The sequence below is a fragment of the Methanobrevibacter sp. genome (genome assembly GCF_017406825.1).
Taxonomy (GTDB): Archaea; Methanobacteriota; Methanobacteria; order Methanobacteriales; family Methanobacteriaceae; genus Methanocatella.
The window spans coordinates 55479-75266 of the sequence record NZ_JAFQXT010000040.1; the positions used below are offsets into that span (position 1 = coordinate 55479).

General features: G+C 34.3%; 19 protein-coding genes. 14 read left to right on the forward strand and 5 right to left on the reverse strand.

What is annotated here, in order from left to right; all coding sequences use genetic code 11:
* Positions 1-198 precede the first annotated feature (198 nt).
* From IJF99_RS06965 to IJF99_RS06980, 4 genes are all read left to right on the forward strand, one after another.
* Positions 199-1215, forward strand: coding sequence for a LicD family protein (locus IJF99_RS06965; RefSeq protein ID WP_292793497.1), 1017 nt, complete (start codon positions 199-201; stop codon positions 1213-1215).
* 86 nt (positions 1216-1301) lie between these two features.
* Positions 1302-2396 (forward strand): inositol-3-phosphate synthase, encoded by a 1095-nt coding sequence (locus IJF99_RS06970; RefSeq protein WP_292793501.1) that lies wholly within the window; start codon positions 1302-1304, stop codon positions 2394-2396.
* A 194-nt stretch (positions 2397-2590) separates the two neighbouring features.
* Entirely contained in the window at positions 2591-4303 is a 1713-nt protein-coding gene (gene oadA, locus IJF99_RS06975) for a sodium-extruding oxaloacetate decarboxylase subunit alpha (RefSeq protein ID WP_292793503.1), read from the forward strand.
* A gap of 96 nt (positions 4304-4399) precedes the next feature.
* A complete protein-coding gene (locus tag IJF99_RS06980; protein WP_292793506.1) occupies positions 4400-5401 on the forward strand; it encodes a tRNA-dihydrouridine synthase in 1002 nt (333 codons plus the stop codon).
* 53 nt (positions 5402-5454) lie between these two features.
* On the opposite strand, the gene IJF99_RS06985 is transcribed toward IJF99_RS06980, so the two are convergent.
* Positions 5455-5631 carry a hypothetical protein gene (locus tag IJF99_RS06985; RefSeq protein ID WP_292793508.1) on the reverse strand — a complete coding sequence of 59 codons (177 nt, stop codon included), beginning with the start codon at positions 5629-5631 and terminating at the stop codon, positions 5455-5457.
* A gap of 76 nt (positions 5632-5707) precedes the next feature.
* Between IJF99_RS06985 and IJF99_RS06990 the strand changes: the two genes are divergently transcribed.
* The 3 genes from IJF99_RS06990 to IJF99_RS07000 all read left to right on the forward strand — a co-directional run bounded on the left by IJF99_RS06990 (position 5708) and on the right by IJF99_RS07000 (position 8390).
* Positions 5708-6709 (forward strand): M48 family metallopeptidase, encoded by a 1002-nt coding sequence (locus IJF99_RS06990; RefSeq protein ID WP_292793511.1) that lies wholly within the window; start codon positions 5708-5710, stop codon positions 6707-6709.
* Between the two features lie 10 nt (positions 6710-6719).
* A complete protein-coding gene (locus IJF99_RS06995; RefSeq protein ID WP_292793514.1) occupies positions 6720-6971 on the forward strand; it encodes a winged helix DNA-binding protein in 252 nt (83 codons plus the stop codon).
* Between the two features lie 804 nt (positions 6972-7775).
* Positions 7776-8390, forward strand: a complete 615-nt coding sequence (locus IJF99_RS07000) for a vWA domain-containing protein (RefSeq protein WP_292793517.1) — start codon at positions 7776-7778, stop codon at positions 8388-8390.
* On the opposite strand, the gene queC is transcribed toward IJF99_RS07000, so the two are convergent.
* Both queC and larC read right to left on the reverse strand, forming a co-directional pair.
* Positions 8391-9044, reverse strand: coding sequence for a 7-cyano-7-deazaguanine synthase QueC (queC, locus tag IJF99_RS07005; protein WP_292793520.1), 654 nt, complete (start codon positions 9042-9044; stop codon positions 8391-8393).
* Positions 9041-10210, reverse strand: a complete 1170-nt coding sequence (larC, locus tag IJF99_RS07010; RefSeq protein WP_292793523.1) for a nickel pincer cofactor biosynthesis protein LarC — start codon at positions 10208-10210, stop codon at positions 9041-9043. The genes queC and larC overlap by 4 nt, the downstream gene beginning before the upstream one ends.
* Positions 10211-10273: 63 nt before the next feature.
* Between larC and IJF99_RS07015 the strand changes: the two genes are divergently transcribed.
* The 4 genes from IJF99_RS07015 to IJF99_RS07030 all read left to right on the forward strand — a co-directional run bounded on the left by IJF99_RS07015 (position 10274) and on the right by IJF99_RS07030 (position 14045).
* Positions 10274-11329, forward strand: a complete 1056-nt coding sequence (locus tag IJF99_RS07015; protein ID WP_292793525.1) for a phosphatidylglycerophosphatase — start codon at positions 10274-10276, stop codon at positions 11327-11329.
* A gap of 9 nt (positions 11330-11338) precedes the next feature.
* The gene (locus IJF99_RS07020; protein WP_292793527.1) at positions 11339-12430 is read left to right on the forward strand and encodes a radical SAM protein; all 1092 of its coding nucleotides are present in this window, start codon (positions 11339-11341) and stop codon (positions 12428-12430) included.
* Between the two features lie 66 nt (positions 12431-12496).
* The gene (gene cobS, locus IJF99_RS07025; RefSeq protein ID WP_292793530.1) at positions 12497-13279 is read left to right on the forward strand and encodes an adenosylcobinamide-GDP ribazoletransferase; all 783 of its coding nucleotides are present in this window, start codon (positions 12497-12499) and stop codon (positions 13277-13279) included.
* A gap of 226 nt (positions 13280-13505) precedes the next feature.
* Positions 13506-14045 carry a tRNA (cytidine(56)-2'-O)-methyltransferase gene (locus tag IJF99_RS07030; RefSeq protein ID WP_292793532.1) on the forward strand — a complete coding sequence of 180 codons (540 nt, stop codon included), beginning with the start codon at positions 13506-13508 and terminating at the stop codon, positions 14043-14045.
* On the opposite strand, the gene IJF99_RS07035 is transcribed toward IJF99_RS07030, so the two are convergent.
* Positions 14042-15136 (reverse strand): DUF763 domain-containing protein, encoded by a 1095-nt coding sequence (locus IJF99_RS07035; protein ID WP_292793534.1) that lies wholly within the window; start codon positions 15134-15136, stop codon positions 14042-14044. The two genes, IJF99_RS07030 and IJF99_RS07035, sit on opposite strands and share 4 nt — an antisense overlap.
* A 228-nt stretch (positions 15137-15364) precedes the next feature.
* Between IJF99_RS07035 and IJF99_RS07040 the strand changes: the two genes are divergently transcribed.
* The 3 genes from IJF99_RS07040 to IJF99_RS07050 all read left to right on the forward strand — a co-directional run bounded on the left by IJF99_RS07040 (position 15365) and on the right by IJF99_RS07050 (position 18363).
* Entirely contained in the window at positions 15365-16468 is a 1104-nt protein-coding gene (locus IJF99_RS07040) for a glycosyltransferase family 2 protein (RefSeq protein ID WP_292793536.1), read from the forward strand.
* Complete coding sequence (locus tag IJF99_RS07045; protein ID WP_292793538.1) at positions 16469-17566, forward strand: glycosyltransferase family 2 protein; 1098 nt, start codon at positions 16469-16471, stop codon at positions 17564-17566.
* Between the two features lie 302 nt (positions 17567-17868).
* A complete protein-coding gene (locus IJF99_RS07050; protein ID WP_292793541.1) occupies positions 17869-18363 on the forward strand; it encodes a class I SAM-dependent methyltransferase in 495 nt (164 codons plus the stop codon).
* A gap of 7 nt (positions 18364-18370) precedes the next feature.
* Here the strand turns inward: IJF99_RS07050 and IJF99_RS07055 are convergent, their stop codons facing one another.
* Positions 18371-19372 carry an acyltransferase gene (locus tag IJF99_RS07055; protein WP_292793543.1) on the reverse strand — a complete coding sequence of 334 codons (1002 nt, stop codon included), beginning with the start codon at positions 19370-19372 and terminating at the stop codon, positions 18371-18373.
* Positions 19373-19788 lie beyond the last annotated feature (416 nt).

Below are 19788 nucleotides of genomic sequence, written 5' to 3' on the forward strand. Positions count from 1 at the left end.
AGTTTATATTCATAATTTTGGATTGTTGTAAATAAATATTTAACTGTCCCAATTGGTTTAAATGATTTCCCATACTTTTATATATCTCATTGAATTAAATAATATTTAAAAAAATAATTCGAAGTTTATTTTTCATTTCATTAATTGAAAATAATATTTCTTAAAAGAAAGCTATTTTTAATTGATATTGGGGGAAATATGAGTTTAGAAGATTATTATTTCAAACTTCCGGATTTTATAAAATTCAATCCGAAAATCCTAAAATTAAGTTTCGATATTACAGACAGGCTAAAAAAAGCCAACGGAGTATCTCCTCAGGATTATCTATTGGAATTGTCATTGGAAAGTGATGAGATTAAGGAATTTCGCCGCAAATTTCATGTTTTATATGCGGAGTTGCTGATTTTCATTGATAATGTCGCTGAAAAGCATGGCATCGATTACTGGTTAGGTTTTGGTTCCCTTTTAGGTGCTGTAAGGCATGGCGGATTCATTCCATGGGATGATGACATTGATTTGGTCGCTCTTCGAAATGATTATAATAAATTCATCGAAGTCCTGCCTACAGAAATCGAAAAATATAACTTAAAGGAGCATTGCGGTTTAACATTGCTTTTGGAAAACAGGAAAAATTATTTTGACGGATTCAATAGCGTTTATGATATTCGGGATAAAAGCGGGGAGCATATTATAGATGGAAAATATAACTTTTTGCAAATCGCATGGCTAAGGCCGTATATAAAAATAGACATTTTCCCTTATGATTTCCTGTTGGATGATGATCTGGAAAACTTTTCCGATAAGTTCACGCCTGTCCAGTATAAATTTTATCATGACTTATTAAATAATAAAGTCAAATTCCATGATGAACTCAAGTCTCTGAGAAAGAAAGTCGGATTTACGGATTCTAAAACAAAGCACTTTTCAGAAACTTTTGAAGGGATTCCTCACTGGAAAATAAAAATCTTCGATTACGATAAAATTTTTCCTTTAAGTTCCATAGAATTTGAAGGACTCAATTTTAAAAGCCCTAAAGACTGTGATCATTATCTCACTCAGTTGTTTGGCCCTAACTATATGGAATTTCCTGAAGTAATTGAAAATCACGATACTTTTGCAGTAATAAAGAGCCAATTCAATTCCAAAGAGGAAATGGATGAGTCTTTTGATGATGCGATTAAATTTTTAAGAAATGTCAATGAAATTTTCGAATAATGTATTGAAAATAATAAATTATATAAAGTGTATTACAAATACATAATAGTGTATTATAAATTATTAAATATTAGCTGGTGTTATAATTGAATAAGATTAAAATAGCAATTGTAGGATTGGGGAATTGCGCAAGTTCCTTAATTCAAGGAATTCATTATTATGATGGTAAAAATCCAGAAGATGCAATAGGATTAATGCATTGGGATATTGGGGGATATACTCCGAGCGATATTGAAGTAGTTGCAGCTTTTGATGTAGATGCAAGAAAAGTCGGGAAAACTATTGATGAGGCAATATTTGCTAAACCAAACTGCACTACCGTATTCCAAAAGGACATCCCTAAATATGATGTTAAAGTATGCATGGGCCATGTATTGGATGGTGTAGCAGAACACATGTCAAATTATGACGATGAATACACTTTTGTGGTAAGTGACGCTGAACCTGTTGATGTAGTTTCAGTACTAAAAGACAGCGGTGCCGAAATATTGGTAAACTACTTGCCTGTAGGTTCTGAAGAGGCCGCAAGATATTATGCACAATGCGCTCTTGATGCAGGTGTCGCATATGTTAACTGTATGCCAGTATTCATTGTAAGTGATGATGAATGGGATGCTAAATTCAGAGAAAAAGGAATTCCTATTGTTGGAGACGATATTAAAGCTCAAATCGGTGCTACTATCACTCACAGAACACTAGCTAGTTTATTCATGGATAGGGGTGTAAAGTTAGACAGAACCTATCAAATCAATACTGGTGGTAACACTGACTTCTTGAATATGCTTAACCGTGAAAGATTGGATTCCAAAAAAGAATCAAAAACAGAAGCTGTTCAATCCGTATTGACAGAAAGGATGGACGATCGTGACATCCACATCGGACCTAGTGATTACGTCCCATGGCAAAATGACAATAAGCTGTGCTTCCTCAGAATGGAAGGCCGCACATTCGGTGATGTTCCAATGAACATCGAATTAAGATTGAGTGTTGAAGACTCTCCGAACTCAGCCGGATGCGTAATCGATGCGGTAAGATGCTGTAAAATCGGTTTAGAAAGAGGAATTGGTGGTCAATTAACTTCAATTTCTTCATACACAATGAAACACCCTCCAATTCAATTCACTGATGATGAAGCATATGAAAATGTTGAAAAATTCATTTCTGGCGAATTAGAAAGATAATTTTTCAATTTTCTTACTTTTTTTTTAATAGATATTTTTCAATATCTATTGCACATTTCTTTTTTTGCAATTTTCACGATTTTTTCAAGATTGCCTATTAAATCTTTATAATTTATATAATAATAAAGACATATATTATAGTTGGATAATTTAAGATTACTTTATAAATGAAAAATTTGAAAGAGGTGTAATTAATGGCAAAAGTGAGAATTACTGAAACAGCACTTCGTGATGCTCACCAATCTTTACTTGCAACTAGGATGAGGACCAGGGACATGATTCCTATTGCTGAAGAGATGGATAAAGTTGGATATTTCTCTGTAGAAGCTTGGGGTGGAGCAACTTTTGATACATGCATAAGATATTTGAATGAAGATCCATGGGAAAGATTAAGAAACCTAAAATCCGAATTTAACAATACCCCAATTCAAATGCTTTTGAGGGGACAAAACTTAGTGGGCTATAAACACTATCCTGATGATGTAGTAACAAAATTCGTTGAAAAATCCTATGAAAATGGAGTGGATATCTTCAGGATTTTCGACGCTTTAAATGATATCCGTAACATGGAAAAATCAATTAAGGTAGCTAAAGCTCAAGGAGCACATGTTCAAGGAACAATAAGTTATACCATAAGCCCGGTACATACCTTAGACGATTTCGTCAACCTGGCAAAAGAGTTGGAAGCGCTTGAATGTGATTCAGTGGCAATTAAGGATATGGCTGGTTTAATAACTCCTACTGCAGCTTATGATTTGGTAAGTGCCCTTAAAGAAGAAACCGATTTGCTTGTAGATTTGCATTGTCACTGCACTAGTGGTATGACCCCTATCAGTTACTACGCCGCTTGCCAAGCGGGTGTAGATATTTTAGATACAGCTATTTCACCTCTCGCTTGGGGTACAAGTCAGCCTCCAACTGAAAGTATCGTTGCGGCACTTCAAGGAACAGATTTCGATACTGAATTGGACTTAAAATTATTGACAGTCATTAAAAAATACTTTGAGGACATTAAGGAGAAATACTCAGGTATTCTCGATCCGATATCCGAAAGTGTTGATACTGATGTATTATTATATCAAATTCCTGGAGGAATGCTTTCAAACCTCATTTCCCAACTCAAAGAGCAAAATGCGCTTGACAGATACAATGACGTATTGGATGAAATGCCTCGTGTAAGAAAAGATATGGGATATCCGCCTCTCGTTACACCAACAAGTCAAATTGTAGGTATCCAATCCGTAATGAACGTATTGGGTGGAGAAAGATACAAAACCGTATCCAATGAGGTTAAAGAGTATATGAAAGGAATGTACGGCAAATCTCCGGCACCAGTTGATCCTGAAATATCTAAAAGGATTATTGGTGATGAAGAGGTAATTACCTGCAGGCCTGCAGATTTGCTCGAACCTGAATTCGACAAGTTCAAATCCGAAGGTGAAGAAAAAGGATTCGTAAAATCTGATGAAGATGCTTTAACTTATGCTTTATATCCTCCAATCGCTCCAAAATTCCTTAAAGGGGAAGCCGAAGAGGAAGAACTCAAACCTGTCCGTGCGATTTCCGATGATGAGGGAATTGGAATACCAACCCAATATAATGTTGAAGTTGATGGAGACGTATATGAAGTTAAAATCATGCCTACCGGATTTATGGAAATTGAACAAACCAATTCTGGAAACTTCAAACCGGTTGAAGGAGCAGTTCCTTCACCAATGCAAGGTATGGTAATCAAACTCAACGTAAACGTTGGGGATAAAGTTACACAAGGATCCACTATTGCTGTAATCGAAGCTATGAAGATGGAAAACGACATTCAATCAGAAGTTGATGGTGTTGTTGAAGATATTTTCGTAGAACCTGGTGATGCAGTAAGCATTGGAGATACTTTAATGGTAATCAAATAGATTACTTTCTATTTTTCTTTTTTTAATAAGTTATTTTGAGATTACTGCTGGATTTATATATTTTCATAATTAAAGAATAGTTATGGTGTGATGATTATGAAGGATATTTTTGATGAATGTCAATTTGGAGATTTGAAACTTAAGGGAAGAGTTGTAAGAACAGGTACCTGGGAAACAGAAACCGAGGAAGGGGGATTTCTCTCACCGGCAATATTCGACAGATACGAAAAGATTGCAAGTTCCGGTACCGGTTTAATAATATCAGAGATTTTTGCACTTGATTATAAGGACAGATTTGCCCCATACTCTTCAAGTTTAAATTATAAGGGTTTCATTAAAGATTATAAGATAATAAGTGAAATCTGTCATGATAATGATGTTCCCATTCTAGGACAGTTGGCGTTTTTTTACTATGATGACGGGGACAATCAAAAGGCCGAAGCCAATGACCTGACACTTGAAGGAATAAGAAAGCTCCAGGCAGAAGTTATCATGGCCGCTAAGAAATTTTCATTTGCCGGTTTTGACGGTATTCAGATAAACATGGGTAATAATTTCTATTTGACCCGTTTCATCAATCCTTATTTTAACCAAAGGGAAGATCAATACGGTGGAAGTACCGAAAACCGTGTGAGAATAGCATCAGAAATCATTAAGGTCATTAAAAAGACTATGGATATGCATGTAAGCATCAGGATCAATCCATGGGACGTGAGAAATGGAGGAATTACTGCTGATGAAAGTATTGCTATTGCAAAGGAACTTGAAAAGGCAGGTGCAGACAGTATTCAGTTGACTGCACGTACAATTTCATTCCTTTATGACGGTGCTGAAAAAAATCCATTTCTGGTATATGTTGACAGATTGATTGATGAAATTGACATTCCAGTTATTTTAGGCGGAAACTCAAGGGATATGGCCTCAATGAATGATGTTTTAAACCATACTGATGTGGAGTTCATGTCAATGTCCAAGCCGTTTGTGGCGCAGGCTAATTTTTTAGCGGATTGGAAAGCGAATGGCGAAGGGGTTTCCATTTGTCAAAGCTGCAATAACTGTTACTCTAAAAAGACCAGCACATGTTTTAAGTATGAATGATTTTCATATTTTTTTGATTGAACTCTTCGACTTCTAGTTGAGGAGTTTCAAGTTCATATTTTTTCCATAGATTTCAGATAACTGTCATTGATTTCTTTAGCCAGCTCATCATTTCCTTCAATAATCGGACCGGTATAGTCGCAATCCCTACAGATACATTGTGACCAGTTCTGTGGAATAATCCAGTCAACGTTTCTGGATCCGCATCTTGGACAAATTTTATGCATCATATTATCACCTAATTAAGAGTTATAGCATTCATATATTAAAAAAGTTTTTATACACAAAGTGTTAATAAAATATAGTATGGCAAAGGATGATAGAAGCAGCATAAATCCATTCACCGGAAAATCACATTTTGATATGGTAAATGACGATAAGTTTCTTCAGCAGTCATATAATGAATATTATGAAATGATTAATAAATCACAACTTCTTGACAATACTCAGGATGGCCAAATCGTTAGAAATGTAGCCATTAAATTGATTCAGGCTGTTGAAAACTATTTATCCAAAATCGGCAGATTGGATTATGTTGAAGATTATTATGACTGGGATTTTCATTTGGTTGCAGACAATACCGTAAATGCCTTTTGCATGCCTGGAGGAAAGATTGTAATGTTTTCAGGCATTCTGTCTGTTGCAAATACTGAAGAAAGGGTTGCATTTATTTTAGGTCATGAAATGGCTCATGCACTTCTTGACCATGCAAGAACAAGAATCAGTGCTCAGAATGCCCAGAACGCCTTGACTTCCGCAGCATGGGTCGGCAGCATTGCAATGGACTTGTTTGGCCTGGGAGCCCTTGGTTCATTAACCCGGGCCGCTACCAATGTTGCTAGTGTCGGTTCCCAGTTCTTGCTGATTAACCCGTGGGGAAGGGACCAGGAGCTTGAAGCCGATAGATTGGGCATGATGATAATTCACTGGGCGGGTTATGACATTTCACATATTCCTGTATTTTGGGAGGCGATGTCTTCCAAAAATTCGAATGAGCATGATTTTTTCTCAACTCACCCGGCTGATTCTAAAAGAATCGCTGCTATGAATGATTTAATCTATGAAATAGAAAATCAGAAAGATTTCTATTCACAACCTGTAATAGGCAATCCCTCAAAACCTAAAGGGGATTTTAAGAGTTTAAATGGAAGTAAAAATTGTCCGAAATGCGGGGCTCAGGCAGCCGGTGATGATCAGTTCTGCACTAATTGCGGAGCCAAATTTGAAGATGTGTTGAAATGCAGCAGATGCGGGGCTTCTGTAAATAAGGGAGATTCCTTTTGCATGAACTGCGGCAACAAAATTTAGAGGGATATTTATGGATGATGATGTAGTTAGATATGTTAATAAGTCGACTTACAGGTCCCGTACTTTAAAGGCTATAGGTGATGATATTAAGATTCCTAAAGAGATTGCCAAGGACAGCGATATTTTACAGAGCCATATTTCCAATGTTTTAAGAGAGCTAAAGGAAAAAAATCTTGTGGAATGTCTTAATCCAAAAAGCAGGAAAGGGCGTCTTTATAGATTGTCTGAAGAGGGACTGGAAGTCTTGGATAAAATCAAATGAATGTTTTATTCAAAACCAATACTTGCAGGTTATTTTCAATCTTTTTTCTCATGTCTAAATGGGAGTATGTCTTGAAGAAATCCTTAATGGGAACATGATGAAATATAAATATGTTATGAGGGACTTTTTTGGCTGGGGGTGGAAGTCACTTTTTGCATATTTTTTTTTAATTTTTTTCATCATTTTCAATTTTTTTCATAAAAACCTGATTATTATAAATACACTGCTAAGGTAACTTTCAACGGAAATGATAATTATACCAATTCAACCAAATCTATTAAGGTCACAGTTAAAAAGGCCACTCCTAAACTGACAGCCAAAAAGAAAACTTTCAAAAGATCTGTTAAAGTCAAGAAGTACACAATTGTTCTCAAGGACAATCGGGGAAAAGCTATCAAAAAAGCAAAAATTACTCTGAAAGTCAAAGGAAAAACATATGCTGCAATAACCGGCAACATGGAAAGGCCATTTTAAAAATCACCAAACTGACCAAAAAGGGCACTTTCAATGCAAAAATAATCTATAAGGGAAACAAGTACTTTAGAAATGTGGCAAAAACAGTCAAAATCAAAGTTAGATAAGGAGTAAAATCCTTATTTTTCATTTTTTTTATTCACATGTCCTGATTTTTTTTAAAGATTTCTTAACCAATGTTTTGAAACAACTGTTTTCATAAGCATTATTCAAACAGGTGAAAATACTTTTTTTTAATATTATCAAAAACTTTAAATACTATTAGTTGTTAATATATTGTGTGTAAGTTATACACAAAGTATTAACTTAAAATTAACAGGAAGTGAAAAAATGAAAGAAATGCCATCATGTGAAAATTTGGATTTAATTTTTGTAATGGACCGCAGCGGTTCAATGAGCGGTTCAGAAGAAGATACAATCGGAGGATTCAACTCATTCATTCAAAGGGAAAAAGACAAAAACCTAAACACTCGTGTAACTACAGTCCTTTTTGACGATCAATATGAAGTGTTGTACAAAAGAAAACCGATTAATGAAGTGGATGAACTTACACGCAACGAATACTGGGTAAGAGGATGCACAGCACTTTTGGATGCAATCGGAAAAACAATTAACACTTTAGACAGGGAAATCGACAACAAAGTATTATTTGTAATCATGACAGATGGGATGGAAAACGCTTCCCGCGAATTTTCAAAAGAAAAAATAAGAAACCTAATAGGCAACCATAACTGGGAATTCATCTACATCGGTGCAGATATAGATTCCTACACCGAAGCAGGAAACATAGGAATTAAAAGAACTCACACCGCAAATTATAGAAAAACAAGGGAAGGGTTCCAGGAAGTGTTCCTTTCTATGGCAGATGCCACAGATTCTTTAAGAGAAGACATGAGTCTAGATGAAACTAATTGGAAATCAAGACTTGAAAAATATGACGATTAGTCATATTCCCAATTTTTTAAATGCTCGTTTCCGCCTCATGCAACTTTCGCAAACACCGCAGGGTTCAATTTCCCCTTTATAACAGGAATAACTCAACTCGATTGGAGCACCAATTTCAACACCCAATCCAACAATCTCCTCTTTGTTCAAATCAATACATGGTGCTTCAATTCTTATTTTTTCAGGCGAACCTACACCTATCAATTCATTAAACTCATCCAAATATTTTTTTGAATTGTCTGGAAAGGTAGTGCCTTCCTCGCCGTTCCATCCGACAATAATTATCTCCGCACCGATGCTTTCTGCATATGATAGTGCAATTGATGTGAAAACAGTATTTCTGGCGGGAACCCAAACATTACTTGCAGTTTCACTACTTTTATCAAAATTGTCCAAATCCTCCTCAAGGATTTCTGGAATGGCTTCATCAGTGTTTAAACTTGAATTGCTGATTTTTGAAAGCCATGGCAAATCAATTACCTCATGGGTCCAGCCCATCTTCTCACAGATTTTTTTTGAAGCATTAAGCTCTTGCTTGAACGCTTTTTGACCATAGTCAAAAGTTATTGCATGAATCTCATAATCTTTATCATATGCACATGTTGCAACAGTGCAGTCAAGGCCTCCCGAGAAAACAGAAATCGCCTTTTTCATCGAACCAACTCTTTAACCTCTTTTAAAGGCAGTCCACTATCCTCTGCAATTCTTTTCAAATCCTCATATTCCGGTCTTTTGGAGATTATTTCACCGTTAACATATCCTATTTTAAAGGTCACTTCATAATCTTTGCCATTAATCATAAATGTCTTTTTTTCAAATTCCCGTTTGGAAATTCCTCTGTGAATATTCGGGGCTATTCTGATGCCTAGGCTTCCGGTTTCCTTGAAAATAGCATCTAGAATAATTTCCCTTTTATCCTTTTTTGAAATAACTTTCAAAAGACTGCCCTGGCGGTTTTTCTTCATGATTATCGGAGTGATTGACACATCGCTTGCCCCGGCATCGAGCAGGACATCAAACAAATAGCCTATTTCCTCTCCTGTAAGGTGATCGATGTTCGTTTCGATTACATCTATCTCGTCGCTTTCACAGATTTCAGAACTTTCAATTATTCTTAAAACATTAGGGTGGTCGAAATCTTTCCTGCCCGCGCCGTAACCTACCTTTTCAGCTTTTATCATCGGAACGAATTCTTTTATCTCATCGCACAGCTCCATGTAGATTGCACATCCTGTAGGGGTTGCAAGTTCACTGTCGACAGGCCCTCCAACCATATTTGCTTCTTTTAAAATCTCAACAACGGCAGGAACAGGAACAGGTATTATTCCATGAGTGGTATTGACTCTTCCCCCTCCAACAGCTATCGGAAGGCCAATGATCTTTTGATTGTCATAACCTAAACTATAATAAGCATAAAGGGAACCTATCACATCAGCCACAGCATCGCTGGCTCCAACTTCATGAAAATGAACTTCTTCTAAACTTTTTCCATGAACTTTCGCTTCAGCTTCAGCAATTCTTTTGAATATGTTAATTGAAGTTGTTTTAATTTTATCGTCCAATTCTAATTTTTCAATTTTGGATATAAACTCCTTGAAATTAATTGAATGTTTATGTTCCACCATTTCAACATTGCAGAATGTTGATTCTATTCCATGTTTTGAGATTTTGCTAAAATTCACATTAACTTTCCCAAATTCTTTGGCTGATGATTCCATTATCTGTTTTAATTCATCTGCATCAGCACCCAAATCAACGAATGCGCCGATTAACATGTTTCCCGCTATTCCACTACCCTGAGGGTCAATAATTATTGTCATGATGATAAGTCCTTTTTCTGTTATAATATAACTTTAAATTAAATAATTAATATATATTATCACATGAAATTCAGTATCATCAAAAAGGATTATGGGATTTGCATTAACAACCCCAATCATTTTCTAGCATTCAGCGACTTTACTGTAAGCGACGGCATAGATATAGTTGAAAATGTCAATATAGTAAATGCTAAAAATGATTTCAAGGCCGCTGCAAAAAAAGCGGAGATTTTCAATGAATCAAAAGGTTCATATATCGCACAGGCAACAGAATCTCTTGATTACTTTACAAATACCTATGATGATTTGACTATTTTCACATTCATGGCAAATGATGTCATCATTGAAGATTTCACTGATAATCTGCAGGTTGCAAACTCCCCTAAAGGATTTGGTGATGCTAGAATCAATTTAAGTCATGTAATATACATCGATAAGGCAGTTTCCCCAAAAGATTTGCTCATGATATTTAAATTAATCACCGGAATTAAGGCCAAAGTTCTGGCAGATATGGCCTTGCCATTGCATATTCAGAATATTTTAAATACTGATGATTTTTTGGCTGTTTTAGGAAATCTTCCTGACATTGACGAATCTTTAGACATCAATAATGCAGAATATGATGATATTGATTTTGATGATTTGAAAACAAGAATTTCCGATGCCGTTGAAATCAGTTTGGAAGACGCATTTGAAAAGCTTAACTTGACATTCGGCATTCTTGATTATTTTGTTGCTGAAGGAATACTCATTGGAGATTTGGTTGATGCTGGTATGGAACTTGTTGAAGGTGTTGAGATAACAGATGAGCTTAAAGATAAAATGAAGGCGCAAATTTTCAAATCTCTAAACGACACTAATGTCGCAGCGCTTTTGGCGGCCGCAATGAGATTCGAACAGGACGTCACAGGCAATAGAATACGGGAAATCAATGCAAGCAAAGATTTTCACACTAGCGATGTTTTAGGTTTGGCAATTTCAAATCAAATTGCAGGAACCAAGGGAATCTTTAATTTTAATAGATGTATTGAAGCAAAACCCGGAATTATTTGGGGATTGCCGCAAATTCTCGACGGCGCTTTTGCAGGGCTGATTGCAGGGTGCGTAACTAAAATTTGAGGAAAGTCCATGAGCGCCGATTTTGATATTCAGGAGTATCTGGCCAATGGCGTCGAACATATTGTAAAAAATGCCATTCGTGCAACATTAAAAAATCCTAAAGAAAGTTTATTCTTAGCTAGATTTTCAAAATATGCCCGGAAAGCCACTAAAATCAGACAAAATTATGAGGAAAAAGGCCATCATATTCCTGTTTTCCTGATTGCAAGCATTACTAGCAGCTGCAATCTGCATTGCACAGGATGTTATTCCCGTGCCAACGACGCATGCAGTGATGAAACTCCTCAAAACCAGCTTTCAGGTGATGAATGGGGCAGTATATTTCACCAAGCAAGAGATATTGGAATAAGTTTCATTGTTCTTGCAGGCGGAGAGCCTATGCTAAGGGAAGACGTAATAAAAAAAGCAAGTCAATTTCCAGAAATCCTATTCCCGATTTTTACTAATGGAACTGTCATAAATGAGGAGTATATTGATCTGTTTGACAAAAACCGAAATCTTGTTCCAATTTTTTCTATTGAAGGTGATGAGAAAGACACTGACTCCAGAAGAGGAGATGGGGTTTATAATCAATTGGTCAGTTCAATGGACTTGATGAGAAGGAAGGATTTGATATTTGGAGCTTCGCTTACTTTTACCAAAGAAAACCTTGATTCGTTAATTTCTAATGAATTCATTGATTATTTATATGAATTGGGTTGTAAAGTCGTGTTTTTCATAGAATACGTACCCGTCAATGAAGATACAATTGATTTGGCTCCAGACGATGAAGAAAGAGAAATATTATTGGATAAAATTGATTATTTACGTGAAAAATATTTGGACATGCTATTCTTATCATTTCCAGGTGATGAAAAAACTTCAGGGGGATGCCTGGCTGCGGGAAGAGGATTTTTCCATATAAATTCCCATGGGGGCGCCGAACCATGTCCGGCTTCACCTTACTCCGACATTAACGTTAATGACACTTCTCTTCTTGAGGCGTTGGATTCAAAATTATTCAGGTCTCTTAGAGATGGGGACCTTCTCTTAGATGACCATGAGGGGGGTTGTGTTCTATTTGAACGTAAGGATGAAGTGGAAAGGCTGTTGAATGAATGATGTTTTCACCGAAAGTATAATAATTAAGATTAATAGAATCTTACTTGTAGTAAATGAGGAATGATTATGGAAGAGGATAACTATTTTGAAGATGAGGAGTTTTCCCCAATAAAATCACTTTTAGGACTTTTAACGTTCTCAACAATTTTGCCAATCAATGTGTTTACTTCAATAGAGTATATGACCAAGTTAACTTGGGCATGGCCATTTATACACATTTTCATAGGTATTCTGGCTGCAATCTGCGGTTATGTCTCATTTGAAATCCTGCATTTAAACTCATTTTTCACAGCAGCCATTGTTTATGCGTTTTTGATGATCATCACAGGTTACAACCACTTGGATGGTGTGATGGACATGGCCGATGGGGTGATGGTTCATGGGGAGCCTGAAAGAAAGATCATGGTCATGAAGGACTCATCTGTCGGTGCTGGAGGAATGGCCACACTGTTTATAGTTGCAAGCCTGACGGTTGCCGGAATCTATAACATTCTGGATTATAATTTTATAGTGGGTATTATAATATGTGAAATGACTGCAAAAACATCCTTGCTCACCACTGCATTATTGTCAAAACCTTTAACTCCAGGAATAGGAAGTTACTTCATAAAAGAAACTAATCCTGCCAATTATTTTGCTTCAACAGTGATTATTGCAATGATTGCCTATCTTATTGGAGGATGGGTCGGCATTTGCGGAGTTCTGGGTGCCATGGTGTCAGGAATTATGATAGCCACTATCGCAAGACGCAATTTTGTCCTTGCAAATGGTGATGTTTTGGGAATGAGTAATGAAGTGGGACGTTTATTTTCATTATTGTTCATGGCAGTAGCATTGTTTTTCATTTAACTCATTTTTACACTTTTAAATAAATATTGAAGATAGCATATGCATTAGTTTAAATATTAGGTGGTATAATTTAGTATTGATGAGATTTACCACTATTTAAAATATGTTTTTCGCAATATTTCACTTTCCATACCAATTTAGGCATGTTCACCTCCACTGATTGACAAAAAGTGGTTTTTCTCATCAAAATTTATATATCCCTAAGATTAATAATAAACTGATTAGTATGAATGTTAATGTTTTAAGATTGGACCATAGATTAAAAAGAGATACTCGCATTACAACTCATGTATGCTTAACAGCACGTGCATTCGGAGCAAGTAAGATTTATTTGGCCGGTGAACGCGACAATAAGTTGATGGAAAATGTGAGGGACACCGCCTCCAGATTCGGAGGAAATTTTGAAATAGAATACGCCGAAAGCTACATGAGTGTCATCAATAAATGGAAGGCCGATGGCGGCAAAGTGGTGCATTTGACAATGTACGGTACACAGGCGCATCTGACCGCACCTGAAGTTAGAAAAGACGGTTCAGATATTTTAATCATCGTTGGTGGATCAAAAGTTCCTGGAAAAGTCTATAAGGCGGCGGATTGGAACGTATCAGTAACCACACAGCCTCACTCTGAAGTGTCTTCACTTGCAGTGTTCCAACATCTATTGATGGATGGTAATGAGTTCGATTTGGAATTTGAAAATCCCGTACTTGAAGTCATCCCAACAGCTCATGGAAAAAACGTTAATATTCATGATGAAAACCGTTAAGAGATGAAATCATCCAATCTTTTAATGGCTTTCAGTTTTTCATCTTTTTTAAGTCTTGCCTGTTCAATGGCATCTCGCATGGTCTGGATTGAATTGTCATACACTTCTTTATCCACAGGATATGGAAAACCGTCTTTTCCTCCATGGGTAAAGCTATATTTCACGGGGTCTTTCCAGCTTGCAGGTTCTCCATAAACCAGATCGGAGATTAACGCAAGCGCCCTTATTTTTTTGGGACCGATTCCTTTCAGTAAAATTAGTTCCTCATAGTTTTCAGGCTGGATTTCCCAGGCCTTTGTAAGCACTTCAAATTCCTTATCGGAAATGTCCATATCCAGGACAGGATGATGAGCAGGCATTGTAAAGTCTTCTAGGAGTAACTGATTGTCTTTCCTTTTAAAATATTGTCTTAGATGATTGGGATTGTCATTAATCAAATCAACACTTATCTTTTGAGCTTCCTCGCTGTCTTTTGAAGACATGTTTAGGGTATTTGGGGTTTCCAAATCGCAGGATATTCCGCTATGAGGGTCGTTTAATAGCTTGTCAACTTCGCTGCCAAGCCAGTGGTAGCGGCGCGCATATTTGTTTTCAGTGTTTAGGCCTTGCTGGACAACCGCCCAATCCCCCTTTTCAGTGACAAAGAAGTTGTGCTGGTATAATGTGTATCCGTCCTGAATGCATGAGTTATCGATTTTGGCGGATAATTTGCTTGTTTCAACCAGTTTTTCCGTGGTTTTTGTTTTCAGATTAAACACTTCCCCAGCATGTTCAATTCCTTGAGGCGTTCTTCTTGATTTGGCGCCTTTTCCTCCGGTAACGTAAATTCCGTGTTCTTCAGGAGACAGCGATGCTTTTAGGGCTCCCAATGTTGTTGTGGTTGTTCCGGAGGAATGCCAGTCAAAGCCCAGAACGCAGGAAAATGCCTGGAACCAGTATGGGTTGGATATACGATTTAGGAATTCCTCCAAACTGTATTCCTCAATTATCACTGAAGTCAATGCCCCTGACAGCTTAACCATTCTTGAAAACAGCCAACTTGGAGGATGGCCTCCATGAAGGGGTAAATTAACTGCGCCTCTTCTTTGCATGGATTATATTTATGACTCTTATAAATATTAGTTTTTTAGTGAGAGCATTTGATAAGTAATTTTTCCATTATTTGGATAAAATTTAAATCGTGCATGTTGAATAAATCCTTGTATTTTAAAATTTAAATAGTATTTCTAATAAAGTATATATGATTAATATGTTATTTGTCTGTAATAAAACAATTAATTTACATAATTTTCAATCATGTATCTTTTAGGAGCATTTTAATGGCCAAAATATCAGTCATTGTCCCATGTTATAATGTAGAAAAATATCTTGAAGAGTGTTTGGACAGTATTGTTAATCAGACATTCACAGATATTGAGATAATCTGTATTAACGATGGATCAACTGACAGTACAAATAGGATATTGGACATATATTCAAATAACGATTCTCGGATTAAAATAATTACTCAAACTAATAAAGGACTCTCCGCATCAAGAAATATTGGTATTGAAAACTCAAATGGGGAATATATACTCTTCATTGATTCAGATGATTATTTGGAATTGACTGCATTTGAAGAGATATATAATATAGCCAAAAAAAAACAGTTGGACATATTAATCTTTAAATTGATAAATTTTGATGATGTAACTAGAGAAAAGATGGAAGATAAATATTTCACTATGGAGTATTTAAAAGAAATGGTTGGAGATAATATATTTGATTTTAAAGATACAGGTTCTGAAATCTTCACGATATCTGTTACTGCTCCCGGGAAACTATTCAAAAAAGAATTAATTGAAAATATGAGATTTCCGGAGGGGTACATATTTGAAGACAATCCATTTTTTACAGAAGCAATGTTCAAAGCTAAAAAGGCCTATTTCTATGATGAATTTTTATATAATCGTCGTATTCGGGCGGATTCCATTACTCAATCATCTTCGGATAAATTTTCAGATTGGATAGAGATATTTAATATGGTAATAGATATTGCGAAGTCATTCGGTTACTTTGAGCAATATTCAACAAAAATTTTCGAAAAAAAGATGTTTTCCACCTATAAATATTTCAAAGCCACAGATTTTAATTATAGGGATGTGTTTTTTGAAAAAATGAAAACAGATTTTATTTCTCACAAAACAGAATATGAATCGTTAGAAATATTTGATGAAGTGCATGAAAAAGCATTATTAATTTTTAATTTGGGAATGGAATGTGAAAGTCCACAAGAATTTATATTTAAAATGAGTAACTTTGAAAATGAAAAGGAAATAGAAGAATTAAATAAATTCATTAATTTAGTTTTAACTTCTAATAGTTGGAAAATTACTAAACCATTGAGAAAATTGCAAAAAACATTAAAAGGAGCTGTGAATTAAATGGTTGAAGTGTCAATTATAATGCCCATCTTCAATGGTGAGAATTATTTAAATAGCACTTTACCATGTATTCTAGACCAGACTTTCTCAGATTTTGAGTTAATATGTGTTAATGACGGTTCTTCTGACAATACTTTAGCTATTTTAAATGAATTTTCCAAAAATGATTCCAGAATTAAAATTATTTCACAAAAAAATTCCGGTCCGGGTGTTGCAAGGAATAATGGGATGAAAAATTGCAATGGAAATTTTATTTACTTCATGGACTATGACGATTATATTTGCCCGGAATTTCTGGAATTGAATTTGAATAATATTAAAAATAATGATTCTGATTTTACAATCTTTAAAGTGGGAAAAATTAAAAATAATAAATTTGTCAATGAAAGAAATTATATTCCGTTTGATGAAATCTTTTTAGATTGTAATTTTAATAATTTTGCTGTTGATTATCATTCTATTAAAGAAAATGTGTTGAATTCATATTTTGCCCCTTGGACTAAATTTTACAATAAGGATTTTCTAAGTAGGTATGAGGATTTTGTTTTTAATGAAAACATTGCTTATGAGGATGTTTTATTCCATGTAAAATCTATGCTTCGAGCATCAAAAATTTCATTTGTAGATGAAATCTTATATTATTATAGGATTGATAATCCAAATTCAGTTACATTTGATGATACAAGTATGGATATTTATCCTGTGGTTGATTTTGTATGCGAGTTTCTTAAAAATGAAAACTATTTTGAAGAGTTTGAACAGGAATATGAATTTTTCAAAACACAGCAAATAACATTTCACATGAATCCTCCTGTCAGTGAGGAATATTTCAGATTAGCCAAATCATATTTAAATGATGTTAATCTTGATAAAAATGAGGTAATTCCTATTAATCTAAAGGAAAAATATCAAATATTTTTTGAATCTGATACTCCAGAAGATTATCATAGGGTTTATTCTATTTTTGAAGAACATTTAAATTTAATTAATGAAAGAAACAGATTATTATCTATAAAAAATTGTTTAGTTTCTTCAAGAAGTTGGAGATACACAAAGGGTATCAGGATGTTTTTCCAAAGATTTAGAAGATTAAGGTGATTGAAATCAAGGAATTTTTTTTAAAAAGAAGCAACAGTTATAATTATTATAAAACTAATTATAATAAACTTTTAAAAGAAAATGAATTATTAAATCTGAAATTAAGTGAATACGAAAAAGAATGCCCTATTTGTGGTTATAAAGGTATTGATTTTAGACCTTATCCTCAAATCATCCACAAAGAAGTCGAATGTCCGAATTGTTATAGTCATGAACGCCATCGTGCATTATATTTATTTTTCAAGGAAAGACCAGATCTCTTAAGGAAAGGGTATAAGTTTCTTCATTTTGCTCCTGAATCAATGTTTTATGATTTATTTAAAAATCGAGAGGAAATAGATTACTATCCTGTCGATATAAGTGATGAAAATCCGTTCATTCGTGAAATTGTTGATATACAGGATATTCCATATGAAGATGACTTCTTTGATTTAATCTACTGTTCTCATGTTCTAGAACATGTTGTTGATGATAAAAAAGCAATAAGTGAGTTAAAACGTGTTTTAAAACCATCTGGGACTGCTTTAATATTAGTTCCAATTAACGGAATTGCATTTGAACTTCCGTATGATGAAACAAAGACACTCGAAAATCCTCAATACAATACTCCTGAGCTTAGAGAAAAATATTATGGTCAGGACGATCATTTAAGGCTTTATGGAAGAGATTTTAAAGATAGGCTAATCGATGCAGGCTTTAAAATAGTCAGTGATGATTTTATAAGAAATTTAGGTCATGAGGCTGTCGATAGATATGCGCTGATTAGAGATGAAAACATTTTTGAGTGTGTTAAATAAAATTTCGTTAGATAGAAATTGATTTAACAAATGGGATTTTACTTAATACTAGATTAACTAACCAGGATAATCCTGCTATCAGTATAAAAATCGCTGGAAGTAATTTAATGGAGTGTATATTCAATGTTTCGAAGTATTTGATTAGGATATAATGGGCAAAATACATTCCATAACTAAGAATACTTATGCTAATGACAATTTTTCCAATATAATTTGACCTTATTTTAGTGTATAGATTATTTTTAGATAGAATATCAAGGTTTTTCACAATTAAAAATACTCCACATGATTGAAAAATCGTGAGAATATTCAAATAGATATCTGTATACACATTAATCTCATTGTACATTACAAACATGTGCATCAGAGTAAATAATGTAAAAATCAATATTCCAAATAAAAGCATTTTTTTATTAGATATGCTGAATTTCTTATTATCCAAATAATATCCTAATATTACAAATCCCATGAATCCTAAAAGATTACTCAAAACAAACCAGATTGGGATATGGGTAAAAACATCAAAAATAATGGCTATTAGCCAGATAATCAATAGTAATTCAATTCCTTTGAATTTGAATCTTTTGATATATTCATTTATTAAGGGTAATAAAATATATATTGGGATTAATGTCCATATATACCATGTATGTGAGGTAATTCCAAAAAATTCGTTAAAGACATCAACATTCGACCAATTAAGAAATATTACTCCGAATATTATTGTAATTGCCATCCAGAAAATGAATGGAGGGATTATTCGTCTAAATCTTCTTTTGTAAAAGTCAATCAAGGAATAATTTTTATTCAACAATAAAGCTCCAGTCAACATTAAAAAAATCGGAACTCCTGTTACAGATATTATTGTTAAAAAACCCGGAATGGCATTTTTTAAATTATTAAATCCATAACCTATCATTCCATCTACATGACATAATATTACTGCAAGAATAGCGATTGTTCTTAAGAAATCATAATAAAAGATTCTTTTTGATTTTGAGATAGTCATAATGCTCCATATTTACTGTTGGTCAACATTTGTTTAACTTATTTGTTAAAGTTATTATTTAATACTATCATGTTTTTTTTAATTTTTCCTGATACATATTTTTCTGAATTTTGATTATTTGCATATTTCAATACTATAAACAGTAGCATATATAAACTAAAAACGATATAATTATTTATTGTATAATTAGTGTGAAGAGGAAGTCATTGATATTTCACTTGATACTATATTTATTAACAAATTATTTAATCAAAATTATAAGGAGCTAATATTATGGCTATAGATAACGGAGATTTTGTTAGAGTAAACTTTACTGGTAAAATAAAAGACACAGAAGACGTATTTGATACTACTTATGATGAAATTGCACAAGAAGCAGGAATTTTTGAAGAAAAGAAAACCTACAAACCAATCCC

Excerpts from the sequence above, each read along its gene's own strand:
- IJF99_RS06965 (WP_292793497.1), top strand. The coding sequence starts at position 199 with ATGAGTTTAGAAGATTATTATTTCAAACTTCCGGATTTTATAAAATTC.
- oadA (WP_292793503.1), top strand. The coding sequence starts at position 2,591 with ATGGCAAAAGTGAGAATTACTGAAACAGCACTTCGTGATGCTCACCAA.
- IJF99_RS06980 (WP_292793506.1), top strand. The coding sequence starts at position 4,400 with ATGAAGGATATTTTTGATGAATGTCAATTTGGAGATTTGAAACTTAAG.
- IJF99_RS06985 (WP_292793508.1), bottom strand. The coding sequence starts at position 5,631 with ATGATGCATAAAATTTGTCCAAGATGCGGATCCAGAAACGTTGACTGG.
- IJF99_RS06990 (WP_292793511.1), top strand. The coding sequence starts at position 5,708 with ATGGCAAAGGATGATAGAAGCAGCATAAATCCATTCACCGGAAAATCA.
- IJF99_RS06995 (WP_292793514.1), top strand. The coding sequence starts at position 6,720 with ATGGATGATGATGTAGTTAGATATGTTAATAAGTCGACTTACAGGTCC.
- IJF99_RS07000 (WP_292793517.1), top strand. The coding sequence starts at position 7,776 with ATGAAAGAAATGCCATCATGTGAAAATTTGGATTTAATTTTTGTAATG.
- queC (WP_292793520.1), bottom strand. The coding sequence starts at position 9,044 with ATGAAAAAGGCGATTTCTGTTTTCTCGGGAGGCCTTGACTGCACTGTT.
- larC (WP_292793523.1), bottom strand. The coding sequence starts at position 10,210 with ATGACAATAATTATTGACCCTCAGGGTAGTGGAATAGCGGGAAACATG.
- IJF99_RS07015 (WP_292793525.1), top strand. The coding sequence starts at position 10,274 with ATGAAATTCAGTATCATCAAAAAGGATTATGGGATTTGCATTAACAAC.
- IJF99_RS07020 (WP_292793527.1), top strand. The coding sequence starts at position 11,339 with ATGAGCGCCGATTTTGATATTCAGGAGTATCTGGCCAATGGCGTCGAA.
- cobS (WP_292793530.1), top strand. The coding sequence starts at position 12,497 with ATGGAAGAGGATAACTATTTTGAAGATGAGGAGTTTTCCCCAATAAAA.
- IJF99_RS07030 (WP_292793532.1), top strand. The coding sequence starts at position 13,506 with ATGAATGTTAATGTTTTAAGATTGGACCATAGATTAAAAAGAGATACT.
- IJF99_RS07035 (WP_292793534.1), bottom strand. The coding sequence starts at position 15,136 with ATGCAAAGAAGAGGCGCAGTTAATTTACCCCTTCATGGAGGCCATCCT.
- IJF99_RS07040 (WP_292793536.1), top strand. The coding sequence starts at position 15,365 with ATGGCCAAAATATCAGTCATTGTCCCATGTTATAATGTAGAAAAATAT.
- IJF99_RS07045 (WP_292793538.1), top strand. The coding sequence starts at position 16,469 with ATGGTTGAAGTGTCAATTATAATGCCCATCTTCAATGGTGAGAATTAT.
- IJF99_RS07050 (WP_292793541.1), top strand. The coding sequence starts at position 17,869 with ATGTTTTATGATTTATTTAAAAATCGAGAGGAAATAGATTACTATCCT.
- IJF99_RS07055 (WP_292793543.1), bottom strand. The coding sequence starts at position 19,372 with ATGACTATCTCAAAATCAAAAAGAATCTTTTATTATGATTTCTTAAGA.